Here is a 20190-nt window from a genome sequence, read left to right on the forward strand (position 1 = left end):
GCTCAGCCCACCATCGTCTTGGCCATCGCGTAGATTTCCGGCGCATCCAGCGTGATGTCGTTGCTTTCAAACAGCTTGGCCACGCAGGCGCGCTGCAGCGCAATCTTCAGCGCACCGAAACCGATGGCACCGAACACGATCTTGCCGTGCTTGACCGCGCCCTTGTCCATCATGTCGATGCCTTCGATGCCGAGCGGCGGCGTGGCGTTGGCGTCGGCCATCATTTCCAGCGTCGGGTTGTCCTTCCAGTGACGCTCTTCGAGCAGCTGGATGCCGCCGGCACCGGTCGCGATGACGATGTTCGCGCCTTCGATCGCGCGACCGCGCGCGTCATTGTCCGCCGCCTCGGCAATGCCGACGTCGAGGTTGAACGTGGCCTTCAGCTGTTTCGCCGCGTCTTCCGCAGTGGCCAATTTGCGCGACACCAGCGTGACCGTTGCACCTTCGCTGGCCAGCATCACGGCGGCGCGCGTGCCGACCGGTCCGGTACCGCCGAGGATGACGACCTTCTTGCCCTTCAGCGGACCGCGGTGACCCAGCCAGGCGACGCAGGCGGCCGCGGTGGTGTTCGAACCGTTGCTGTCGAGCATCACCGACACGCGGAAGTTGCTGAAGAACTTCTTCTTTACTGCCTTGAACAGGGCTTCGCCTTCGGCCATGTTGCTGCCGCCGATGAAGATCGCGGTGTTCTTCTTGTCCTTCGGCGCGCGCGTGAAGATGGCGCCATCGACCATGGCACCGACGTTGTGCGGATGCACGCCGCCGTAGCCGATCACGTGGTCGGCGCCGCCGTCGTTGCATACGACGTTGTCGAAGACGGACGGATGTTCATCGGTATCGAATTGATAAAGCAGTTTTTTCATTGTCGTCTCTCGCTGTCTCGATGAACGCCGCACCGCCGGCCGGGGTGCGGCGAACGATTTTCAGGTCACGGTATTGACCGGGCTGCCCTTGACCCAGGCTTCCACATTGTCGATCAACTGGTCGGCCAGGAACTGCATGGCACCATCCGACGCCCATGCGACGTGCGGCGTCAGGATGAAGTTCGGCAGGCGCAGGTCGAGCAGCGGGTTGCCTTCCTTCGGCGGCTCCTTGGTCAGCACGTCGAAGCCGGCACCGCCGATGACGCCTTCCTTCAGCGCAGTCACCAGATCTTCTTCATGTACCAGACCGCCGCGCGCCGTGTTGATCAGGATGGCGCTGCGCTTCATCTTCCTGAACTGCGGCATGCTGAACATGTTGCGGCTGTCCGCGGTCAGCGGGCAGTGCAGCGAAATGATGTCGGACTCGGCCAGCACCTGTTCGACCGGCGTGAATTCCACACCCGGCGCCTTCGGACCTTCATGGTCGGCAAACAGCACCTTCATGCCGAAGCCGCGCGCGATCTTCGCCGTGCCCTGGCCGAGCGCGCCTTCGCCGAAAATGCCGATGGTGCTGTCGAACAGGTCATGGATCGGGTGATCGAAAAAGCAGAACTGATCCACTTCCTGCCAGCGGCCGCGCTCCACGTCCTGCCGGTAGGCCAGGATGCTGCGACGCAGCGCAAGGATCAGCGCGAACGCATGTTCCGGCACGGTGTGCACCGCGTAATTGCGGATGTTCGATACGGTGATGCCACGCTCGCGGCAGGCCGGTACATCGATCACGTCGTAGCCGGTGGCGGCGACGCCGATCATCTTCAGGTTCGGCAGCTGGGCCAGCACATCGCCGCGCAACGCAACCTTGTTGGTGATGGCCACGGTCGCATTCTTCAGGCGCTCGACCACCTGGGCGGGTGAGGTGGTCTCGTATTCTTCCCAGGTGTGCTCGAACGACGGCCGACGTACGGTGGCCTTGAGCGTCGAACGGTCCAGAAACACGACGTGTTGCGACATGCTATTTCCTCGCAGTGTTTGTAAATACAAAAAAAGGCCGGGCGAACCCGGCCGTTCAAAATGAGCAAACGGTCGGGAAGCCCTTACTTTACCTGCTGCGCATGGGTACGCCACCAGGTCGAAGCGGCCGCGACACCGGAACCCGGCGTCACGTTGATGCCGTTGTCGAGCATCGACATTTCAGCACCGGCAATCGCGCTCATCAGCGACAGGCAGTTCAGGTCGCCGACGTGGCCGATGCGGAACACCTTGCCGGCCACCTTCGACAGGCCTGCACCCAGCGACAGGTTGTAGCGGGCGTAGGCGTTGCTGATCACCTTGGCGGCGTCGAAACCTTCCGGCACCAGAATGGCGCTGACGGTGTTCGAGTACCACTCCGGTGCCTGGGCGCACAGCTTGAGCTTCCAGCCGTCGTGGACCGCGGCGCGCACGCCGTTCGCCAGATATTCGTGACGGGCGAAGATGTTCTCCAGGCCTTCCTCGAAAATCGTGTCCAGCGCTTCACGCATGCCGTACAGCATCGGAATCGACGGCGTATAGGGGAAGTAGCCGGTGGCGTTGTTCTTCAGCATGTCGCCGATGTCGAAGTAGCAGCGGCGCGAGGTCGCACCTTCCATCGCCTTGATCGCCTTCGAGCTCATGCCCAGGATGCCCATGCCGGCCGGCAGCATGAAGCCCTTCTGCGAACCCGACACGGCGCAGTCGACGCCCCACTCTTCCATGCGGAAGTCGATGCTGACCAGCGAACTGACCGTATCGACCATCAGTAGCGCCGGGTGGCCGGCGTTGTCCATGGCCTTGCGCACCTTGCCGATGTCGCTCGAGACGCCGGTGGCGGTTTCATTCTGGCAGGCCAGCACGGCCTTGATCTTGTGCTCCTTGTCGGCGCGCAGGACTTCCTCGTACTTGTCGTACGGCACACCCGTGCCCCAGTCGGTGTCGATGACCTGCACCTCGAAGCCCAGGCGTTGCGCCATGTCGGCCCACAGGTGGCTGAACTGGCCGAAGCGCGAGCACAGCACCTTGTCGCCCGGCGACAGGGTGTTGGTCAGCGCGGCTTCCCACATGCCGGTGCCCGATGCCGGGAACGTGACGATGGTGCCTTCGGTGGTCTTGAACACCTTCTTCAGGTCCGCCAGAACCGACAGCGTCAGTTCCGGGAACCTGGGCGAACGGTGGTCTTCCTGTGCCACCACCATGGCGCGCAGGATGCGGTCCGGCGTGTTGGTGGGGCCCGGCACGTACAGATGGTTACGGCCTGCGATACGCATATAACAATCTCCTGAAATGAATGCTTCGAATGTCTGTAATGGGAAGGGCGGAAATGGGGGATCCGTTCATGGCGTTCACTTGCGACCGTATACCGGGTGTGCGGTGCACAGCGTCGTGACTTCGCCGACGACGCGCGCGATCACGGCGTCGTCGGTCGGGGCTTCAAGCACGTCCACGATCAGGTTTGCAACTTGTCTGGCCTCGGCTTCCTTAAAGCCTCGGGTAGTCATCGCTGGGCTTCCGATGCGGATGCCGCTAGTCACGAACGGTTTTTGTGGGTCGTTCGGGATGGCGTTCTTGTTGACCGTGATATGCGCACGGCCGAGCGCGGCTTCAGCTTCCTTGCCGGTCACGTTCTTGGCGCGCAGGTCGACCAGGAACAGGTGCGACTGGGTGCGGCCGGACACGATGCGCACGCCGCGCTCGACCAGCGTTTCAGCCATCACCTGCGCGTTGTTCAGCACCTGCTGCTGATAGGTCTTGAATTCCGGTGTCGCGGCTTCCTTGAACGCCACGGCCTTGGCGGCGATCACGTGCATCAGCGGACCACCCTGGATGCCCGGGAAAATCATCGAGTTGATCGGCTTTTCGAACTCGGCCTTGCCCATGATCACGCCACCACGCGGGCCGCGCAGCGTCTTGTGCGTGGTCGAGGTGACAAAGTCGGCGATGCCGATCGGGCTCGGGTACAGGCCGGCAGCGACCAGGCCGGAGTAGTGGGCCATGTCGACCAGCAGCAAGGCACCGACCGAATCGGCGATCTCGCGGAAGCGCTGGAAATCAATGTGCAGCGAGTAGGCCGACGCGCCGGCGACGATCATCTTCGGCTTGTATTCATGCGCCAGCATTTCGACCTGCTTGTAGTCGATCGCTTCGGTTTCGGGATCCAGACCGTAGGCGACGCCCTTGTAGATCTTGCCGGAGAAGTTCACCGACGAACCGTGCGTCAGGTGACCGCCGTGGGCCAGCGACATGCCGAGCAGGGTGTCGCCCGGCTGCAACATCGACATGTACACAGCGGCATTGGCCTGCGAGCCCGAATGCGGCTGCACATTGGCGAACTCGGCGCCGAACAGCGCCTTCAGGCGGTCGATGGCCAACTGTTCCGCAACGTCGACGAACTCACAGCCACCGTAATAGCGCTTGCCCGGATAACCCTCGGCATACTTGTTCGTCAGTACCGAACCCTGCGCTTCCATGACCGCAGGGCTGGCGTAGTTTTCCGACGCGATCAGCTCGATGTGGTGTTCCTGACGTGCGTACTCCGACTCCATGGCGGCCCACAGTTCGGGATCGGAATGGGCGATGGTCTGTTTCGGGTCAAACATGGGATGCCTTTCGGGGAAGTGAGCGTCTGGCCCGGTTTCGGGCGTTGGCGCGTGAACTAAAACAAGACAAATCAACTATATCGTACGAAGGCAAGCCGTCGTATCGGACTTTCTTATCGCCGGGATAAGTATAAGTGAAGCTTAATTCAAACAGCCTCACCCATAATCAAATCCATAGGTTTGTGTTTCGGACCTCCGTGCTGCCCGATGTCGGGGCGCCCGGTGATGCGGCGACAAACCGTTCTTTGAATTCAATCTGACTGACGGAAGGTGGAGCATGGACATTCACGAATACCAAGCGAAAGAGTTGCTGGCCGGTTTCGGAGTTCCGGTGCCGCGCGGCAGCGTGGCCTACAGCCCGGATCAGGCTGTGTACACGGCGACGGAACTGGGCGGCTGGCACTGGGCGGTGAAGGCGCAGGTGCACTCCGGGGCGCGCGGCAAGGCAGGTGGCGTCAAGCTGTGCAAGACCTATCACGAGGTCGATGCGGCGGCGCGCGAACTGCTCGGCAAGCGTCTGGTGACGGTGCAGACCGGCCCTGAAGGCAAGCCGGTGCAGCGTGTTTACGTCGAAGTCGCCGAGCCGTTCGAACGCGAATTGTATCTGGGCATCGTGCTCGACCGGAAGGCCGAGCGGGTGCGCGTGATCGCCTCGTCCGAAGGCGGCATGGACATCGAGGAACTGGCCAGCACGGCGCCGGAAAAGATCATGCAGGTCGTGGTCGAGCCGGCGGTCGGCCTGCAGGCCTTCCAGGCCCGGCAGATCGCCTTCGGCCTGAAGCTCAACATCAAGCAGGTATCGCGTGCCGTCACCGCCATCATGGGTGCCTATCGCGCCTTCCGCGATCTCGACGCGACGATGGTCGAAATCAACCCGCTGGTGGTGACCAAGGACGACCGCGTGCTGGCACTCGATGCCAAGATGTCGTTCGACGACAACGCGATGTTCCGCCAGCGTGCCGTGGCCGACATGCGCGACCCGTCGCAGGAAGATCCGCGCGAAGTGCAGGCGGCCGAGCACAACCTGAACTACGTGGGTCTGGAGGGCGACATCGGCTGCATCATCAATGGTGCCGGTCTGGCCATGGCCACGATGGACACCATCAAGTACGCCGGCGGCGCACCGGCCAACTTCCTCGACGTCGGCGGCGGCGCCTCGCCCGAGCGCGTGGCCAATTCCTTCCGTCTCGTGCTGTCGGACAAGAACGTCAAGGCCATCCTGGTCAACATCTTCGCCGGTATCAACCGCTGCGACTGGGTCGCCCAGGGCGTCGTTCAGGCGTGCAACGACATCGATATCACGGTGCCGCTGATCGTGCGTCTGGCCGGAACGAACGAGGAAGAGGGGCAGCGCATCATCCGCGAAAGCGGGCTGCCCATCATCAGCGCCAGTTCGCTCACCGAGGCGGCGAAGAAGGCGGTCGAAGCCGCCCGTTCGCACGCAGCCAGCTGAGAAAAAAAAGGACCCCCACGCTCACTTCGTTCGCTGCCCCCCGAGGGGGCTGCGCTCGCCCTTGGGGCGGCCCGGCGGGCGGCGCGTAGCGGATAACCGATGCACAAGAGGATTTAGACATGAGCATTCTGATCAACGAAAAAACCAAGATCATCGTCCAGGGTTTCACCGGCGACAAAGGCAGTTTCCACGCCAAGGAAATGATCGAGTACGGCACCAATGTGGTCGGCGGCGTCACGCCGGGCAAGGGTGGTACGACGCATCTGGGCAAGCCGGTGTTCAACACGGTGGCCGAAGCGGTCGAGGCGACCGGTGCCGAAGCCAGCATCACCTTCGTGGCACCGGCGTTCTGCGCCGACGCCATCATGGAAGCGGCCGATGCCGGCCTTCAGCTGGTGTGTTCGATCACCGACGGCATCCCGGCGCAGGACATGATGCGCGTCAAGCGCTACCTGATGCGCTATCCGAAAGAGCGCCGCACCCTGTTGGTCGGCCCGAATTGCGCCGGCATCATCAGCCCGGGCAAGGCCATGCTGGGCATCATGCCGGGCCACATCTACAAGCAGGGCACGGTGGGCATCGTGTCGCGCTCGGGCACGCTGGGTTACGAAGCGGCCGCGCAGATGAAGGCGCTGGGCATCGGCGTGTCGACCTCGGTCGGCATCGGCGGCGACCCGATCAACGGCTCGTCCTTCCTCGATCACCTGATGAAGTTCCAGGAAGATCCGGAAACGACGGCGGTCGTGATGATCGGCGAAATCGGCGGCCCGCAGGAAGCGGAAGCGTCGGCCTGGGTCAAGGAAAACATGACCAAGCCGGTGGTCGGTTACGTCGCCGGCCTGACGGCACCGAAGGGCCGCCGCATGGGCCACGCTGGCGCCATCATTTCGGCAGCCGGTGATTCAGCCGCGGAAAAGTCGGAAATCATGCGCTCCTACGGTCTGTCGGTCGCCCCGAGTGCGGGCGAACTGGGCACCACCGTGGCTGCCATGATGGCCAAGCTCTGATCGAACGACGTCTGATCCCGGCGCCATCCGCTGCGCTGCACTGTCCGTCGGGCCGCTCCGGTCCGGCGGGCGGCGCCCAACCTCGACCAGCGAAAGTCCATCGTGGTGAGTGATCCTGTTTCCATCCCGGCGTCGCCCGACGCACCGGGACACGATTTTTCCGAGAAGGCCGTCGACCTGCTGTTCGCGCAGTTGCGCGAGGTGGTCCGGCGCCATCATCCCGAACTGCTGAACGTACTGTCCGGCGGCACCTCGGGCGCCGGGCTGTCGCCGCAGATGCTCGGTCGCGCCATCCAGGCGCAGGGCATCCTGTTCCAGCTGCTGTCGATCGCCGAACAGAATGGCGGCATGCGCAAGCGTCGTGAAGTGGAGCGGCTGCAGGGGCGGGAATGTCTGCCCGGCACCTTCGCCCACGTGTTTGCGGCTGCCCGCAAGGCGGGCCTGAGTGCCGACGCGGTCCGCGCCGCCTTTGCCGGCCTGAAGGTGCGGCCGGTGCTGACCGCCCACCCGACCGAAGCCAAGCGCGTGACCGTGCTGGAACGGCACCGCCGCATCTACCGCCTGCTGATCGAGCTCGAATCGCCGCGCTGGACGCCGCGCGAGCGCACCGGGCTCGAAAGCACGCTGCGCAATGAAATCGAGCTGTTGTGGCTGACTGGCGAGTTGCGGCTCGAAAAACCCAATGTGTCGCAGGAAATTGCCTGGGGCCTGCACTTCTTCAATGAAACCTTGTTCGACGTCGCCCCCGATGTGCTGGCACGCGCCGACGAGGCGATGGCCGAGCACTTCGGCGCCGACGAAGCCGGGCTGCCCGGTTTCCTGGAATTCGGTTCGTGGATCGGCGGTGATCGCGACGGCAACCCCTTCGTCACCAACGCCATCACGCGCGGTGCGCTGACCGAATGCCGGCTGGCGGCGCTGCGTCGTCACCGGCAGAGCGTGTTCGATCTGGTGCGCAGCCTGTCGGTAACCGAGGCGGCGCTTGCGCTGCCGGACGACTTCCGCGACGCGCTGACGCTGGCGCTGGAAGAGCGCAGCGACGGCAATGCGATCGCCGCGCGCAATCCGGGCGAGCCGTTCCGCCAGTTCCTGGTGTGCATGCTGGCCCGGCTCGACGACAGCATCGCCGACGCGTTGCGTGAGCCGAACGACACCGGCACGCGCCACGGTTATGAATCGGCCGAACGTCTGATCGCCGATCTGCGCACGCTGGAAACCGGCCTGGCAGACTGCGGTCTGGCCGAGCTGGCCGGCAGCGAAGTGCGTCCGGTGCGCCGCGAGGTCGAGGTGTTCCGCTTCAGCACCGTGCGGCTGGACCTGCGCGAAAACTCCACCCGCGTCACGCAGACGCTGGAAGCGCTGTGGCGCGCCAGCCGCGGCGAGCCGGCCGATGCAACGGTGCCGGAGCAGACCGGCCCTGAATGGCGCGACTGGCTGCTTGCCGAACTGGCACAGCCGCGCAGCGGACCGCGCGACGTCGACGAACTGCCGGCGGTGGCCAGCGAAACGCTGGGCCTGTTCCGGCTGATCGCCGAACTGCGGCCGCGCCTGGGTCGCGACGCCTTCGGCAGCTTCATATTGAGCATGACGCGCAACGTGTCGGACGTGCTCGGCGTCTATCTGCTGGCCAAGGAGGCCGGCTTGTACGCCGACCCGGGCGGTGTCGAACGCTGTGCGCTGCCCATCATGCCGCTGTTCGAAACCATCGAAGACCTGCGCCGCGCGCCGGCCATCATGCGCGAGCTGCTCGCCATGCCGCTGATCAAGCGCTCGGTGCGCGCGCTCGGCGGCGTGCAGGAAGTGATGATCGGCTACTCGGATTCGAACAAGGACGGCGGCTTCCTGTCGTCGAACTGGGAACTGTACAAGGCGCAGATGAAGATGACTTCGGTCGGCACGGAAGCCGGCGTGAAGATCGCCTTCTTCCACGGCCGCGGCGGTTCGGTCAGCCGCGGCGGCGTGCCGGCCGGGCGCGCCATTGCGGCGCAGCCGGCAGGCTCGATCCAGGGGATTTTCCGCCTGACCGAGCAGGGCGAAGTCATCTCGTCAAAGTATGCAAACAAGGGCACGGCGGCGTTCAACCTCGAACTGCTGGCGGCCAGCGTGTTCGACCATGCGCTGAAGTCCGGCCGCAGCGACGGCATCACGATGGTGGCCGAATTCGACGACGCGCTCGAAGCGCTATCGGGCGCCGCGCACGCCGCCTACGCGAACCTGATCGGTCATCCCGGTCTCGTGAGCTACTTCCAGGAAGCCAGCCCGCTCGACGAAATTTCGCTGCTCAACATCGGCTCGCGCCCGGCGCGTCGCTTCGGCGCGCGCTCGCTGTCCGAGCTGCGGGCGATCCCGTGGGTGTTCGCGTGGGCGCAGAACCGCCACCTGATCACCGGCTGGTTCGGCGTCGGCTCCAGTCTGGATAACTTCACCCGCGTGCGCGGGGCCACCGGCGAGGCGCTGCTGGCGCGCATGTTCAACGAGTCGCCGCTGTTCCGGCTGATCGTCGACGAGGTCGAAAAGACGCTCGCCGTGGTCGATCTCGAACTGGCGCGCGAATACAGCCTGCTGGTGGCCGACGCCGGCGTGCGCGAAGAAGTGTTCGGCATGATCGTGCGCGAGCACGAAATCACCTGCAGCCAGATCCTTCGGCTGTCCGGTTCGCGCACGCTGGCCGAGCGTTTCCCGGACTACCGCCAGAAGCTGGCGCACCGCCTGCCGGTGGTCAATCAGGTCAGCCGGCAGCAGATCGGCCTGCTGCGCGCCTACCGCCAGACCGACGACGCGGCGCGCAAGGAGGAATTCCGCAAGGCGCTGCTGCTGTCGATCAACTGCGTGGCCGCCGGTTTCGGCGCCACCGGCTGACCGGGGGCGCCCTGTTCATCGTTTCTGAACCATTCATTCAACATTCGCAACATCACCGGAGGAGACATCCATGAGCTTCACAATCATCGAACAAGCCACACCGCGCCTGCACCGTTCGGAACTTGCCGTCCCGGGTTCCAACCCGGGCATGTTCGAAAAGGCCGCCAAGTCGGCCGCCGACATCATCTTTCTCGACTGCGAAGACGCGGTCGCACCGGATGACAAGGAACAGGCACGCAAGAACATCATCCAGGGCCTGAACGAGGTCGACTGGGGCACCAAGACGATGATGGTGCGCATCAACGGTCTCGACACCCACTACATGTACCGCGACGTGGTCGACATCGTCGAAGCCTGCCCGCGCCTGGACATGATCCTGATCCCGAAGGCCGGTGTCGCGGCCGACGTGTACGCCGTCGACATGATGGTCACGCAGATCGAAGCGGCCAAGAAGCGCACCAAGCGCATCGGCTTCGAAGTGCTGATCGAGACCGCGCTCGGCATGGCGAATGTGGAAGCGATCGCCCAGTCGTCGAAGCGCCTCGAAGCGATGAGCTTCGGTGTGGCCGACTACGCCGCCTCGACGCGCGCCCGCACGACCGTGATCGGCGGCGTGAACAAGGACAGCGTCGTGCTGAGCGACAAGGACGAAGCCGGCAACCGCCAGGCCTTCTGGACCGACCCGTGGCACGCCGCGCAGACGCGCATGATGGTGGCCTGCCGCGCCTACGGTCTGCGCCCGATCGACGGCCCGTTTGGTGACTTCAACGATCCGGACGGCTATATTTCCGCGGCGAATCGCGCCGCAGTGCTGGGCTACGAAGGCAAGTGGGCCATTCACCCGTCGCAGATCGAACTGGCGAACACGGTGTACACCCCGTCGGCCGCCGAAGTGACCAAGGCCCGCCGCATCCTCGAAGCGATGGCGCAGGCGGCGAAGGAAGGTCGCGGTGCGGTGTCGCTTGACGGTCGCCTGATCGACATCGCCAGCATCCGCATGGCCGAAGCGCTGATCGCCAAGGCCGACAGCATCGCCGCGGCGACCTGATCGCTGCATATATACAGAGGGGGCGCACATCTGCACTCGCCGGTCGCGCCCGCATCCGATTCATGACCACATCTCGACTACACGGAAAAAACCGATATGGCATCCGATATTGAAATTGCACAGCAGGCCAAGATGTTGCGCATCAGCGAGGTCGTGTCCAGGCTGGGCATCCCGGAAGACGCGATCGAGCCGTACGGCCACTACAAGGCCAAGGTGTCGCTCGAATACCTGAACACGCTGAAGGACCGCCCGGACGGCAAGCTCATCCTGGTCACCGCGATCAGCCCGACGCCGGCCGGCGAAGGCAAAACTACGACCACGGTCGGTCTGGGCGACGCGCTGAACCGCATCGGCAAGAAAACCATGATCTGCCTGCGCGAGCCTTCGCTCGGGCCGGTGTTCGGCGTGAAGGGCGGGGCGGCCGGCGGTGGCTACGCCCAGATCGTGCCGATGGAAGACATCAACCTGCACTTCACCGGTGACTTCCACGCCATCGGTGCCGCGCACAACCTGCTGTCGGCGCTGATCGACAACCACATCAACCACGGCAACGAGCTGCGCATCGATCCGCGCCTCATCCAGTGGAAGCGTGTGGTCGACATGAACGACCGCGCACTGCGCAAGATCACCATCGGCCTGGGCGGCACCGCCAACGGCTTCGTGCGCGAAGACGGCTACGACATCGTCGTGGCCTCGGAAGTGATGGCCATCCTGTGTCTGGCCGGTTCGCTGTCCGACCTGAAGGAACGCCTCGGCCGCATCATCATCGGCTACACGCTGGGCGACAAGAAGCCGGTGTATGCGAGCGACCTGAAGGCGCAGGGCGCCATGGCCACATTGCTGAAGGACGCGATCAAGCCGAACATCGTGCAGACGCTGGAAAACAACCCGGCCATCATCCACGGCGGCCCGTTCGCCAACATCGCGCACGGCTGCAACTCGGTCACCGCGACCAAGGCCGGTCTGAAGATGGCCGACTACGTCGTGACCGAAGCCGGCTTCGGCGCGGACCTGGGTGCCGAGAAATTCATCGACATCAAGTGCCGCATGGCCGGGCTGAACCCCGCCGCCGTCGTGCTGGTCGCCACCATCCGCGCGCTCAAGTTCCACGGCGGCGTGAAGAAGGAAGAGCTGAACCAGGAAAACCTGGCCGCGCTCGAAAAGGGCATCTGCAACATCGAGCGCCACCTGAAGAACATCAAGGAGCACTACGGCCTGCCGTGCGTCGTGTCGGTCAATCACTTCACCTTCGACACCGACGCCGAAATCGCGCTGCTGAAGAACCGCATCGAAGCGCTCGGCGGCAAGTTCGTCATCGCCCGCCACTGGGCGAGCGGCGGTGCCGGCGCCGAAGAACTGGCCCGCATGGTCGCCGACATCTGCGACAACGCCCCCGGCCAGCACACCTTCGTGTACGACGCCAACGCGACGCTGCAGGACAAGATCACCACCATCGCCACCAAGATCTACGGCGCCGGTGCAGTGACCTTCGCCGATGCCGCGCGCAAGCAGCTCGAAAGCTGGAACGCCGACTACGGCCACTTCCCGGTGTGCATGGCCAAGACCCAGATGTCGTTCTCGGCCGACGCCAACGCCAAGGGTGCCCCGAGCGGCCACACCCTGAACGTGCGCGAAGTGCGCCTGGCCAACGGCGCCGGCTTCGTCGTCGCCGTGTGCGGCGACATGATGACCATGCCGGGCCTGCCGAAGGTGCCGAGTGCGGAGAAGATCGACATCGACGACAACGGCAAGGTGTCGGGGTTGTTCTGATCGTCATGGCGCTGCAATGAAGAAGGCCGCCTTCGGGCGGCATTCTTTGTTTACTACGCATCGCGCGCATCGCAGGTACGCTCAATCGTCGAGCCGATCCGTTGCCCGACGCATTCGGGGTATCCTTCAGCCGACGTTTGGTAGAGGAATTCAGCTTATGGATATTCAGAACTTGAGCGCCAGCGAACGCATCCTGCTTGCGCAGAAGCTGTGGGACAGCGTCCATGATTCGGCAAACGACATCCCGGTGACGCCCGCACAGCAGGCGGTGCTCGATCAGCGGCTGGCCGCACTGGCGCTGGACGCGCACCCCGGCGATGACTGGAAGGACGTAAAGCGGCGCATCACGAGCGCCTGACATGAGCTGCAAGGTGTTCGTCCGCCCCGAAGCGGAACGCGATCTTGCGAGCAGCTACGCCTTCTATCAGGAGTGTCGTCGTGGTCTGGGCGAAGACTTCCTGAGCAGCGTCGAAGAATCCTTCGAACGCATCTCGAAAAATCCATTTCTCTACCCCGACGTCCATCGGGGCATTCCTGCGCCGGTTTCCCTATGGCGTGTTCTATCTGGTGATCGACGGCAGGATTTCCGTGCTGGCTGTTCTGCACGCTGCCCGGGACCCGGACGAATGGCAGGCGCGGCGCTGATGCTCACGGCGCACTGATCGCCGGCTCTGGCCAGTTCGAGAACAGGGAGCAGACCAGGAATACCTATTTGGCGTTCGAGCGAGTATTCCTGGTCTGCCACCTGTTTTCCATTAGTCTGCATATGCGGGATCGCCCGTCGTGTCTCGCGCACTCGTTCAACTCACTGTTCAAGCACATGACATCCACCAACAAGAATCGGGACAATCGGGGACAGGGACAATCGGAGGGACAATCGGGGACAGACCACGAAAAAATATTCTGCCTTCAAGCGAGTATTCGTCTTCTGTCAGCGATTTTTCATTTCCCGGTCTTTCATAGCCTCGGCGTCGCCTGCTGAGCCACTGCGACGATGTCGTCTAGCACCCGGAGCACTTCCGCATCCAGTTGACCCAGCGGCAGCGCGTCGGCCAGACCGTGGTAGTCGCGCTTGTACAGTTGTTGTGGAGTGCCGAGCTGGTGAAAGTAGTTTTCCATCAGCGGGTCGAGAAATTCGTCGGTCACCTTGATGTCGGCGCCCCAGGGTGAGGGGCGGCGGGTGATTTCGAGCGCGTGCAGCAGTTCGTCCAGGCAGCGCTCAAGTACCTCAAGCCGCTTCGCGCGCTCGGCGGCGTCCACCAGATCGTTGTCGCGCAGGTCGAGTTGCACGAAGCCGCGCAGGCTGTCGGGCGTGACCAGATAGTTCTCGATTTCGCGTCGCGACCACTGGTATTCGGTCAGTGGCGTGCCGGCCTGCAGTTCGCGGTCCAGCCGGTCAAAAAGTGCATAACCGACCAGATCGGGCTTGGCTTCGCGCAGGCCGTAGAAGTGGTTGCGCGCGTCCTGCGGCTGGTTGCTGCCGAGGTAGGTGACCGGCACCGAATCGTTCAGCACCGCCTGCGCCGGATGATCCAGCCGCTGCGCCAGCCGCCGCAGGATGGCGAGATCGGTCGATCCTTCGACATAGAGCATCCAGCCCTTCTGCTCGGCAAGGTAGTAGTCCGCCATGCGTATGCTTTCCAGCGCCTTCTTCACCTGACCGCGCGCACGCGTGTCGATGCGGTGCGGCGCGCCGACGAAAGCCATCACCACGTCGCGTTCGGCCGCTTCCTGCAACACGACTTCGGAATGGCTGGCGGCGACGATCTGCGAACCATTGCCGGCGGCGATTTCGGTGATCAGGTTGTACACGTCGCGCTGGCGCAGGATTTCAAGGTGCGCGTCCGGCTCGTCGAGCAGGAGGACGGCCCCCGGATTGGCGAGCAGGAAGGACAGCAGCAGGATGACCTGCTGGCAGCCGCGCCCGGACGAGGACAGATCCAGCTCCACACCATTGCGCTCGCGGTAGGTGAGCACCAGTTCGCTGCGTTCCTTGATGTACTGCGGGTCGTTCAAGCGGATCTGGAACAGCGCGTCGATGCGCTCGACGAGCAGCGTCCAGCCGGCCTTGTCGTCCTGCGAATGGAGCTGCCAGCAAAGATTGCGCAATACCTGCGCGGTCTGGCCTTCGCCGATCAGTACGCCGATTTCGCCCTTTTCCTTGCGGTATTCGCGCTCGGCCAGCCCGGACATCGGCGGCAAGAACACCACCGCGTGCTTGCGCGCGGCAGCCGGCACCTTGCCTTCGGTGTCGCCTTCGACCAGGCGGCAGTAGAAGGACTCTTCATTGGCGTAATAGAAGTCGAGCACGCAGCGCCAGGGCAGGTCGTCCTCAACGCCGTCGGCTTCGAGCGTGATGTAAACCTTTTCGGTCTTCGGCTTGCCGCTGCTGCGGTCGCTGTCGTGGGTGTGCAGGTCGTTCCACAGCAGGCGCGCATTCGGCACCGGAATCGCATTCAGATCACGCCGGTTGATCGTCACGCCCTGGCGTTCGCTGGCACTGCTGCGGTCCCGCTTTTCCGCCCAGCGCCGCCAGCCGATGTCCCACAGCGCGAGCGCCTGAAGGGCAGTCGTCTTGCCTGAATTGTTCGGCCCGATGAAAACGGCGGCTGTACCCAGTTCGAGTTCGGCCGAAGTCAGGCGCTTGAAATTCCGGATGCAGAAGCGGGTGATCATGAGGCGGAAGAATACCGGCGAGCGGATGGCGGTTCATTATGCCCCGGCGCCATCGGACCGTCTTCCTGACGGTGCAGCGGCCGACGATGCACGGGTTGTCCGCCGACTGTCTCGCGGCCGGTTGCCCGTCGAAGTCGCTGCCTTGCTAGGCAGAAGTCGATGCCAGGGACGCCGGCTTCGTCGTCGCCGTTGGAAGAGATCGACATCGACGAGACGGCAAGATGTCCATCTGTCGCCTGACTCATTCAGCGTAATCCTTCATGCCGTTTCCAGCAGAGGAATCGGGCTTATGGATATTCAGAATCTGAGCGCCAGCGTCAACGATTTAGCAAACCATGTCGAGGTGACGCGAGAACAGAAGGTGGTACTCGATCAGCGGCTGGCCGCACTGGCGCTGGATGCGCACCCCGGTGATGACTGGAAGGACCTAAGACGGCGCATTACCGGCGCCTGACATGGCTTGCAAGATATTCGTCCGCCCGGAAGCGGAGCGTGATCTTGCGAGCAGCTACGCCTTCTATCAGGAGTTTCGTCGTGCTCTGGGCGATGACTTCCTGAACAGCGTCGAAGAATCCTTCGAACGCATCTCGAAGAATCCATTTCTGTATCCGGACATCCATCGCGGCATTCGCCGCGCTCTGTTGCGCCGGTTTCCTTACGGCGTTCTATCTGGTGATCGACGGCAGGATTTCCGTGCTGGCCGTTCTGCACGCCGAGCCGCACCCCTCTGACGGCGGGCAGTGGGTGTTGGGCATCGCCGTTGGCTCAGCCCAACCTACGGGGTCTTGCGGTATGCGGCGCACGCCGGAGGGAAGCGACCCCCGCCGCGCACCGAACGACGCCGGCAGGCCCGCGCATCAGTCGGCGATGCGGTAGCCAGCGTGGCAGGCGACGCAGTTCTGCAGGTTCGCGGCGAGCAGCTGGTTCACGGCGTCCTTGTCGCCCATCGTCGTGGCGATGTCGGCGATTTCGTCGAAGCCGGCGTGGGTGGTGCGGCCCAGCGGCAGGAAGGCGGGCGGTGCCTTCCTGCGGATGTCCTGCACCATGGAATTGGGGTTGGCGAAGTCGTCCTTGTGCGCCTTCAGGCCGACGCTGGAGGCGGCCTCGGCGACGGCTTTCATGTCGTTGGCCTGACTGGCGGCGAGAATGCGCTGGGTCGCCGCGAGGAATTCGCGCATTTCGGCCAGCAGGAAGGCGCGTTCGGCGGCGTTCAGCGGAATGGGGTGGCGCGCGTCGACGATGTCGGCGGGCGCGTGGCGGGCGTCGTGTGCGGCCGAGGGCAGGGCGACTGTCACGAACAGGGCGGCTGCGGCACAGCAGAAGGTGGTGAAGCCGAGGCGTCGGAGTGTTTTCATGATGGATGTGTCGATGGGGTGATGGAGTGATGGAGTGAAGGATCGCGGGCCGCCGGCACGGCCGCCCGCCCGCAGGATCAGAAACTGCCGCGCCAGCTCACCTGCAGCGAACGGCCCACGGCGCGCAGTTCCTGTCCGGACAGGCCGTCGGCGAGGTGTTCGTGATAGGTCTTGTCGGCGAGGTTGCGCACGGCCACGCGCAGGCTTTGCGTGCGGTCGAGCGCCACGGTGAAACCGGCGTCCGCAGTGACGAAGCCGGCGGTTTCGTCTTCCGCGCCGCGCGTGAAGACGCTGGCCACGCGGTCCTGGCGGTCGACCAGGCGCAGCGTGAAGTCGGCTCGCACGGCATCGAGCACCTTGCCGGTCCAGCCCAGCGACAGCTCGTCGGCCGGCATCTGGAACAGCGGTTCGTCGAGGTCATCGTTATCGCCGCGCAGCGCCGAATACGCCGCACTCAGCCAGTGACCGCGCGCGATCTGCCAGCGCAGCGATGCTTCGATGCCGCGTATCGTCGCCGAACCGAGATTCACGTTCTTCTTGCAGTTCGCCGCATTGGGGCCACCGCAGGCGGCGATCGCTTCGGCACCGCTCAGGATGCGGCCGGTCAGGTAATTGTCGATGCGGTTGTGATAGGCCGACAGGCTGTAGGCGAAATCGTCGCTGCTGCCCTTGATGCCCAGTTCGAACTGGTCGGCCTTTTCCGCTTCGACCTCCGGGCTGCCGGCGTAGAAGTAACCGTCGCCGCGCAGGCCGGATTCGTAGCGCTCTCGCATGCCCGGCGCGCGAAACGCGCGGGCATAGCTGGCGTAGGGCCGCAGCAGCGGCGTGATGCGGTAGATGGCGCCCAGGCTGCCCGAGAGTGCGCTGTCCGCGCCGGCCAGCCCGGTCGTGCGCGCGCCGTTGCTCATGCTGTCGGCGTCGGACGTGACCTTGTCATGGCGCAGGCCGGCCAGCACGTTCAGCGCACCGAAACGCATGTCGTCCTGCACATAGGCGCCGATGGCGCGTACGCGTGCATCATCGAAGGGTGCGTTCTCCGCGAAGGTCGCGAAGGCCGGCGCTGCCGCCATCTGCCGGTTCGGGTCGGCGCGCATTTCCCAGGCATTCACGCCGGCCGACAATAGATGTTGCGGATGGACCCGCCAGTCACCGCGGGCGTCGAAGCCGTCGGTTTCGAAGTCCACGCGGGTGGTGACGATGTCGCGCCCGAGCCAGTTGGCGTAGGCGAAGATCTGCCGCTGCATGTTCTGGCGGTAGAGGCGCACATCAAGGTTGAGCGGGCGGTCGCCGCCGGCCTGCAGGCTGTAGCCCAGTTCGAACAGGCTGCGTTCCTGCCCGGGTGAGCGCACCGTGGTGCTGCGGCTGGCGGGATTGCTCGGGTGCGGCCGGGTCGAACCCGGATACCACACGTCTTCGTCGCGATGCAGCTGGGCCGATACGCGCAATTGCTGTTCGCCGTCGATGCGGAACCGGTACTGGCCGATCAGCGCATCGGAATCGTAGCCGGTGCGCGCGGCCTTGCCGTCCGGCGTGTCGTAGTCGCCGATGCGGGCTGTCGACACGCCGATCATCAGCGCGTGATCGCCATGGCCGATATTCGTGACCGCCGTGCCGCGCAGCCCTTCGCTGGCGCTGTCGAAGCGGGCGCCGGCATCGATGCGCGCGCCATCGACAAACTTCGCCTGCGGCAACAGCACATTGATGGCGCCGCCCAGTGCCCCGGTTCCGTAGAGCACCGATGCGCCGCCGCGCACCACTTCGACCATTTCGGCCAGGCCGAGCGACATGAACGAGGCGATGGCGCCGGCCGGCTGCGCGGAATTGAAGCGCATGCCATCGACCAGCAGCACGATGCTGTCGCGACCAAGCCCGCGGATCACCGGGTTCTGTCCCTGTGCGCTGTCCGAGGCGACGGCGATGCCCGGTTCGCCGCGCAGCGCTTCGCCCACGTTGGCGCTGCCGCGCCGGTCGAGTTCGGTGCGATCGAGCGCCGTCGTGGCGATCGGCGTTTCGTCGTCGGCCATCGCGTAACCGGTGGCGGTCACGGTGACGGACGGAAGGATCTTGTCGGCGTCGGTGGCGTGCGCGGCGGGAAAGGCGCACAGCAGGGCGATCGCGATGGGCGGCGCGGCATCGCGCAGCGGCAGGTGCAGGGGCATGGCAGTCTCCGTAAAGGGCTGGCTGGCATGCGCTGGCTCGCCTGATCAATAGATCTACACAAAAGTAAGCTTATGAGAATGATTCGCGTTTGATGTTGATCAAGGTTTGCTGAATGGCGCGCCGAAGCAGCCTGCCGGCATTCTTTTCAGGTATTTTTCCGCGACCGCCGCAGCACGCACCTTGAGGAATTCCGATGCCCAACGCCCGACTTTCGATACACCATATCGGCGCCCGTGGCCCGACCCAGGCCTTTGCGGAAAATCCCGCGTTCGAGCGTTCGGTCATCAACGTGCTCTACGAAGCCGACCCTGACTGCATCGCCGAGCTCGAGCGGCTGAACAGCGGCCGTACGGCACAGGTGATCGTGCTCAATGAATGCGTGTCGGGCACCGGCGGTCGGCGAACCTTCTGCGATGCCCACCATGGCTATGGCAGTTCGATGCTCGAAGCCAACGCCGAGCTCGAGAATCTCTACATCCCCGCGCACTGGATCGACTACGACTACACCGTCTACGAAGCCGTTTCCGCCCGCAGCAGGCGCGAGGTCGCGACCCGCACGCTCGACCAGATCGCTGGCGACCACGGCGATGTGCCGCTGCCGGATTTCCTGTCGCTCGATACCCAGGGTTCGGAACTCGAAATCCTGCAGGGTTCGCCCGCTGCGCTCGACTCCGCGGTGTGCATCGTCACCGAGGTCGAGTTCCTGCCGCTCTATCAGGACCAGCCCCTGTTCGGCGAGATCTGCGGTTTTCTCGCCAGTCGTGGTTTCGTTTTCGCCAGGCTGTTCCAGCTGCTCAACGGGTCGCTGTATCGTGCGCCGCTGGGTCTGCGCGGCAACGGGGTGCCGGTCACGACAGACGCACTCTTTCTGAAAGACCCGCGCGCCATCGCGTCATCCGGCCGCAGCAGCGCCGACAAGGCGGCAAGCCTCGCCAAACTGGCTTTCTTCTCTATCGTGCAGGGATTTGTCGAGCACGGGCTCTGGGCGCTGAAGCAAGCCGAGCAGTACGGCTGGCGCGAACTGGGCCTTGTCGAGCCCTGGTACAGCTTCATGCGGCAGTTCTTCGAGGTGTCGGAGACGTTTCCGGCGCTGATGCCGGAAACCTATGCCGAGCGCCACGCCGTCACCGCGCTTGGCAAGGCCGGATTCTCGCGGCACGCGGCCGCTCACGCGGCCGAACTCGACCGCTGCCTGTCGGCGATGCTGACGCTGTTGCGGGCGCACCATCTGGACGAAGCGGCCCAGGCGCTGGTGCGGCAGATGGACATCGACTGCAAGCGGCTCGATGTGCCGTCGATCGCGGCGGCACGCTAGGCGGATGTCGGCAACAGTGACGGTGCGCCGCGGCGGCTTGAAGTCGATGCGCCCGCGGCGAATGCGTCGCGGC

17 protein-coding genes are annotated in these 20190 nt (G+C 64.3%); 10 read left to right on the plus strand and 7 right to left on the minus strand.

Annotation, left to right across the window (positions count from 1 at the left end; all coding sequences use genetic code 11):
* Positions 1 to 2: 2 nt before the first annotated feature.
* The 4 genes from Q8Q80_RS16255 to glyA all read right to left on the minus strand — a co-directional run bounded on the left by Q8Q80_RS16255 (position 3) and on the right by glyA (position 4474).
* Positions 3 to 863, minus strand: a complete 861-nt coding sequence (locus tag Q8Q80_RS16255) for an NADP-dependent methylenetetrahydromethanopterin/methylenetetrahydrofolate dehydrogenase (RefSeq protein ID WP_305633923.1) — start codon at positions 861 to 863, stop codon at positions 3 to 5.
* Positions 864 to 923: 60 nt separating this feature from the next.
* Entirely contained in the window at positions 924 to 1874 is a 951-nt protein-coding gene (locus tag Q8Q80_RS16260) for a D-2-hydroxyacid dehydrogenase (RefSeq protein WP_305633924.1), read from the minus strand.
* 83 nt (positions 1875 to 1957) lie between these two features.
* Complete coding sequence (locus Q8Q80_RS16265) at positions 1958 to 3145, minus strand: aminotransferase class V-fold PLP-dependent enzyme (protein ID WP_305633925.1); 1188 nt, start codon at positions 3143 to 3145, stop codon at positions 1958 to 1960.
* Positions 3146 to 3220: 75 nt separating this feature from the next.
* Positions 3221 to 4474: a serine hydroxymethyltransferase gene (gene glyA / locus Q8Q80_RS16270; protein WP_305633926.1), complete on the minus strand. Its 1254-nt coding sequence runs from the start codon at positions 4472 to 4474 to the stop codon at positions 3221 to 3223.
* Positions 4475 to 4751: 277 nt separating this feature from the next.
* On the opposite strand from glyA, the gene Q8Q80_RS16275 reads away from it, so the two are divergent.
* From Q8Q80_RS16275 to Q8Q80_RS16305, 7 genes are all read left to right on the plus strand, one after another.
* On the plus strand, positions 4752 to 5927 hold the full coding sequence (locus Q8Q80_RS16275; protein ID WP_305633927.1) for a malate--CoA ligase subunit beta: 1176 nt from the start codon (positions 4752 to 4754) through the stop codon (positions 5925 to 5927).
* 119 nt (positions 5928 to 6046) lie between these two features.
* On the plus strand, positions 6047 to 6934 hold the full coding sequence (gene sucD / locus Q8Q80_RS16280) for a succinate--CoA ligase subunit alpha (protein WP_305633928.1): 888 nt from the start codon (positions 6047 to 6049) through the stop codon (positions 6932 to 6934).
* 105 nt (positions 6935 to 7039) lie between these two features.
* Positions 7040 to 9793, plus strand: a complete 2754-nt coding sequence (locus Q8Q80_RS16285; RefSeq protein ID WP_305633929.1) for a phosphoenolpyruvate carboxylase — start codon at positions 7040 to 7042, stop codon at positions 9791 to 9793.
* Positions 9794 to 9863: 70 nt separating this feature from the next.
* Positions 9864 to 10841: a CoA ester lyase gene (locus Q8Q80_RS16290; RefSeq protein WP_305633930.1), complete on the plus strand. Its 978-nt coding sequence runs from the start codon at positions 9864 to 9866 to the stop codon at positions 10839 to 10841.
* Positions 10842 to 10937: 96 nt separating this feature from the next.
* Positions 10938 to 12611, plus strand: a complete 1674-nt coding sequence (locus Q8Q80_RS16295; RefSeq protein WP_305633931.1) for a formate--tetrahydrofolate ligase — start codon at positions 10938 to 10940, stop codon at positions 12609 to 12611.
* Between the two features lie 157 nt (positions 12612 to 12768).
* Positions 12769 to 12969 (plus strand): addiction module protein, encoded by a 201-nt coding sequence (locus Q8Q80_RS16300; RefSeq protein ID WP_257081240.1) that lies wholly within the window; start codon positions 12769 to 12771, stop codon positions 12967 to 12969.
* Position 12970: 1 nt separating this feature from the next.
* Positions 12971 to 13273, plus strand: coding sequence for a hypothetical protein (locus tag Q8Q80_RS16305; protein ID WP_305633932.1), 303 nt, complete (start codon positions 12971 to 12973; stop codon positions 13271 to 13273).
* Positions 13274 to 13568: 295 nt separating this feature from the next.
* Here Q8Q80_RS16305 and Q8Q80_RS16310 read toward each other — a convergent pair whose 3' ends face one another.
* The gene (locus Q8Q80_RS16310; RefSeq protein WP_305633933.1) at positions 13569 to 15287 is read right to left on the minus strand and encodes an ATP-dependent endonuclease; all 1719 of its coding nucleotides are present in this window, start codon (positions 15285 to 15287) and stop codon (positions 13569 to 13571) included.
* 289 nt (positions 15288 to 15576) lie between these two features.
* Between Q8Q80_RS16310 and Q8Q80_RS16315 the strand changes: the two genes are divergently transcribed.
* The gene (locus Q8Q80_RS16315) at positions 15577 to 15741 is read left to right on the plus strand and encodes a hypothetical protein (protein WP_305633934.1); all 165 of its coding nucleotides are present in this window, start codon (positions 15577 to 15579) and stop codon (positions 15739 to 15741) included.
* 1 nt (position 15742) lies between these two features.
* On the plus strand, positions 15743 to 16018 hold the full coding sequence (locus Q8Q80_RS16320) for a type II toxin-antitoxin system RelE/ParE family toxin (protein WP_305633935.1): 276 nt from the start codon (positions 15743 to 15745) through the stop codon (positions 16016 to 16018).
* A 126-nt stretch (positions 16019 to 16144) separates the two neighbouring features.
* Here the strand turns inward: Q8Q80_RS16320 and Q8Q80_RS16325 are convergent, their stop codons facing one another.
* Both Q8Q80_RS16325 and Q8Q80_RS16330 read right to left on the minus strand, forming a co-directional pair.
* Positions 16145 to 16642 carry a hypothetical protein gene (locus Q8Q80_RS16325; protein WP_305633936.1) on the minus strand — a complete coding sequence of 166 codons (498 nt, stop codon included), beginning with the start codon at positions 16640 to 16642 and terminating at the stop codon, positions 16145 to 16147.
* Between the two features lie 77 nt (positions 16643 to 16719).
* Complete coding sequence (locus tag Q8Q80_RS16330) at positions 16720 to 18801, minus strand: TonB-dependent receptor (RefSeq protein WP_305633937.1); 2082 nt, start codon at positions 18799 to 18801, stop codon at positions 16720 to 16722.
* Positions 18802 to 18995: 194 nt separating this feature from the next.
* Between Q8Q80_RS16330 and Q8Q80_RS16335 the strand changes: the two genes are divergently transcribed.
* Positions 18996 to 20117, plus strand: coding sequence for an FkbM family methyltransferase (locus Q8Q80_RS16335; protein ID WP_305633938.1), 1122 nt, complete (start codon positions 18996 to 18998; stop codon positions 20115 to 20117).
* Positions 20118 to 20190 lie beyond the last annotated feature (73 nt).

This window comes from Methyloversatilis sp., assembly GCF_030698125.1.
Taxonomy (GTDB): Bacteria; Pseudomonadota; Gammaproteobacteria; order Burkholderiales; family Rhodocyclaceae; genus Methyloversatilis.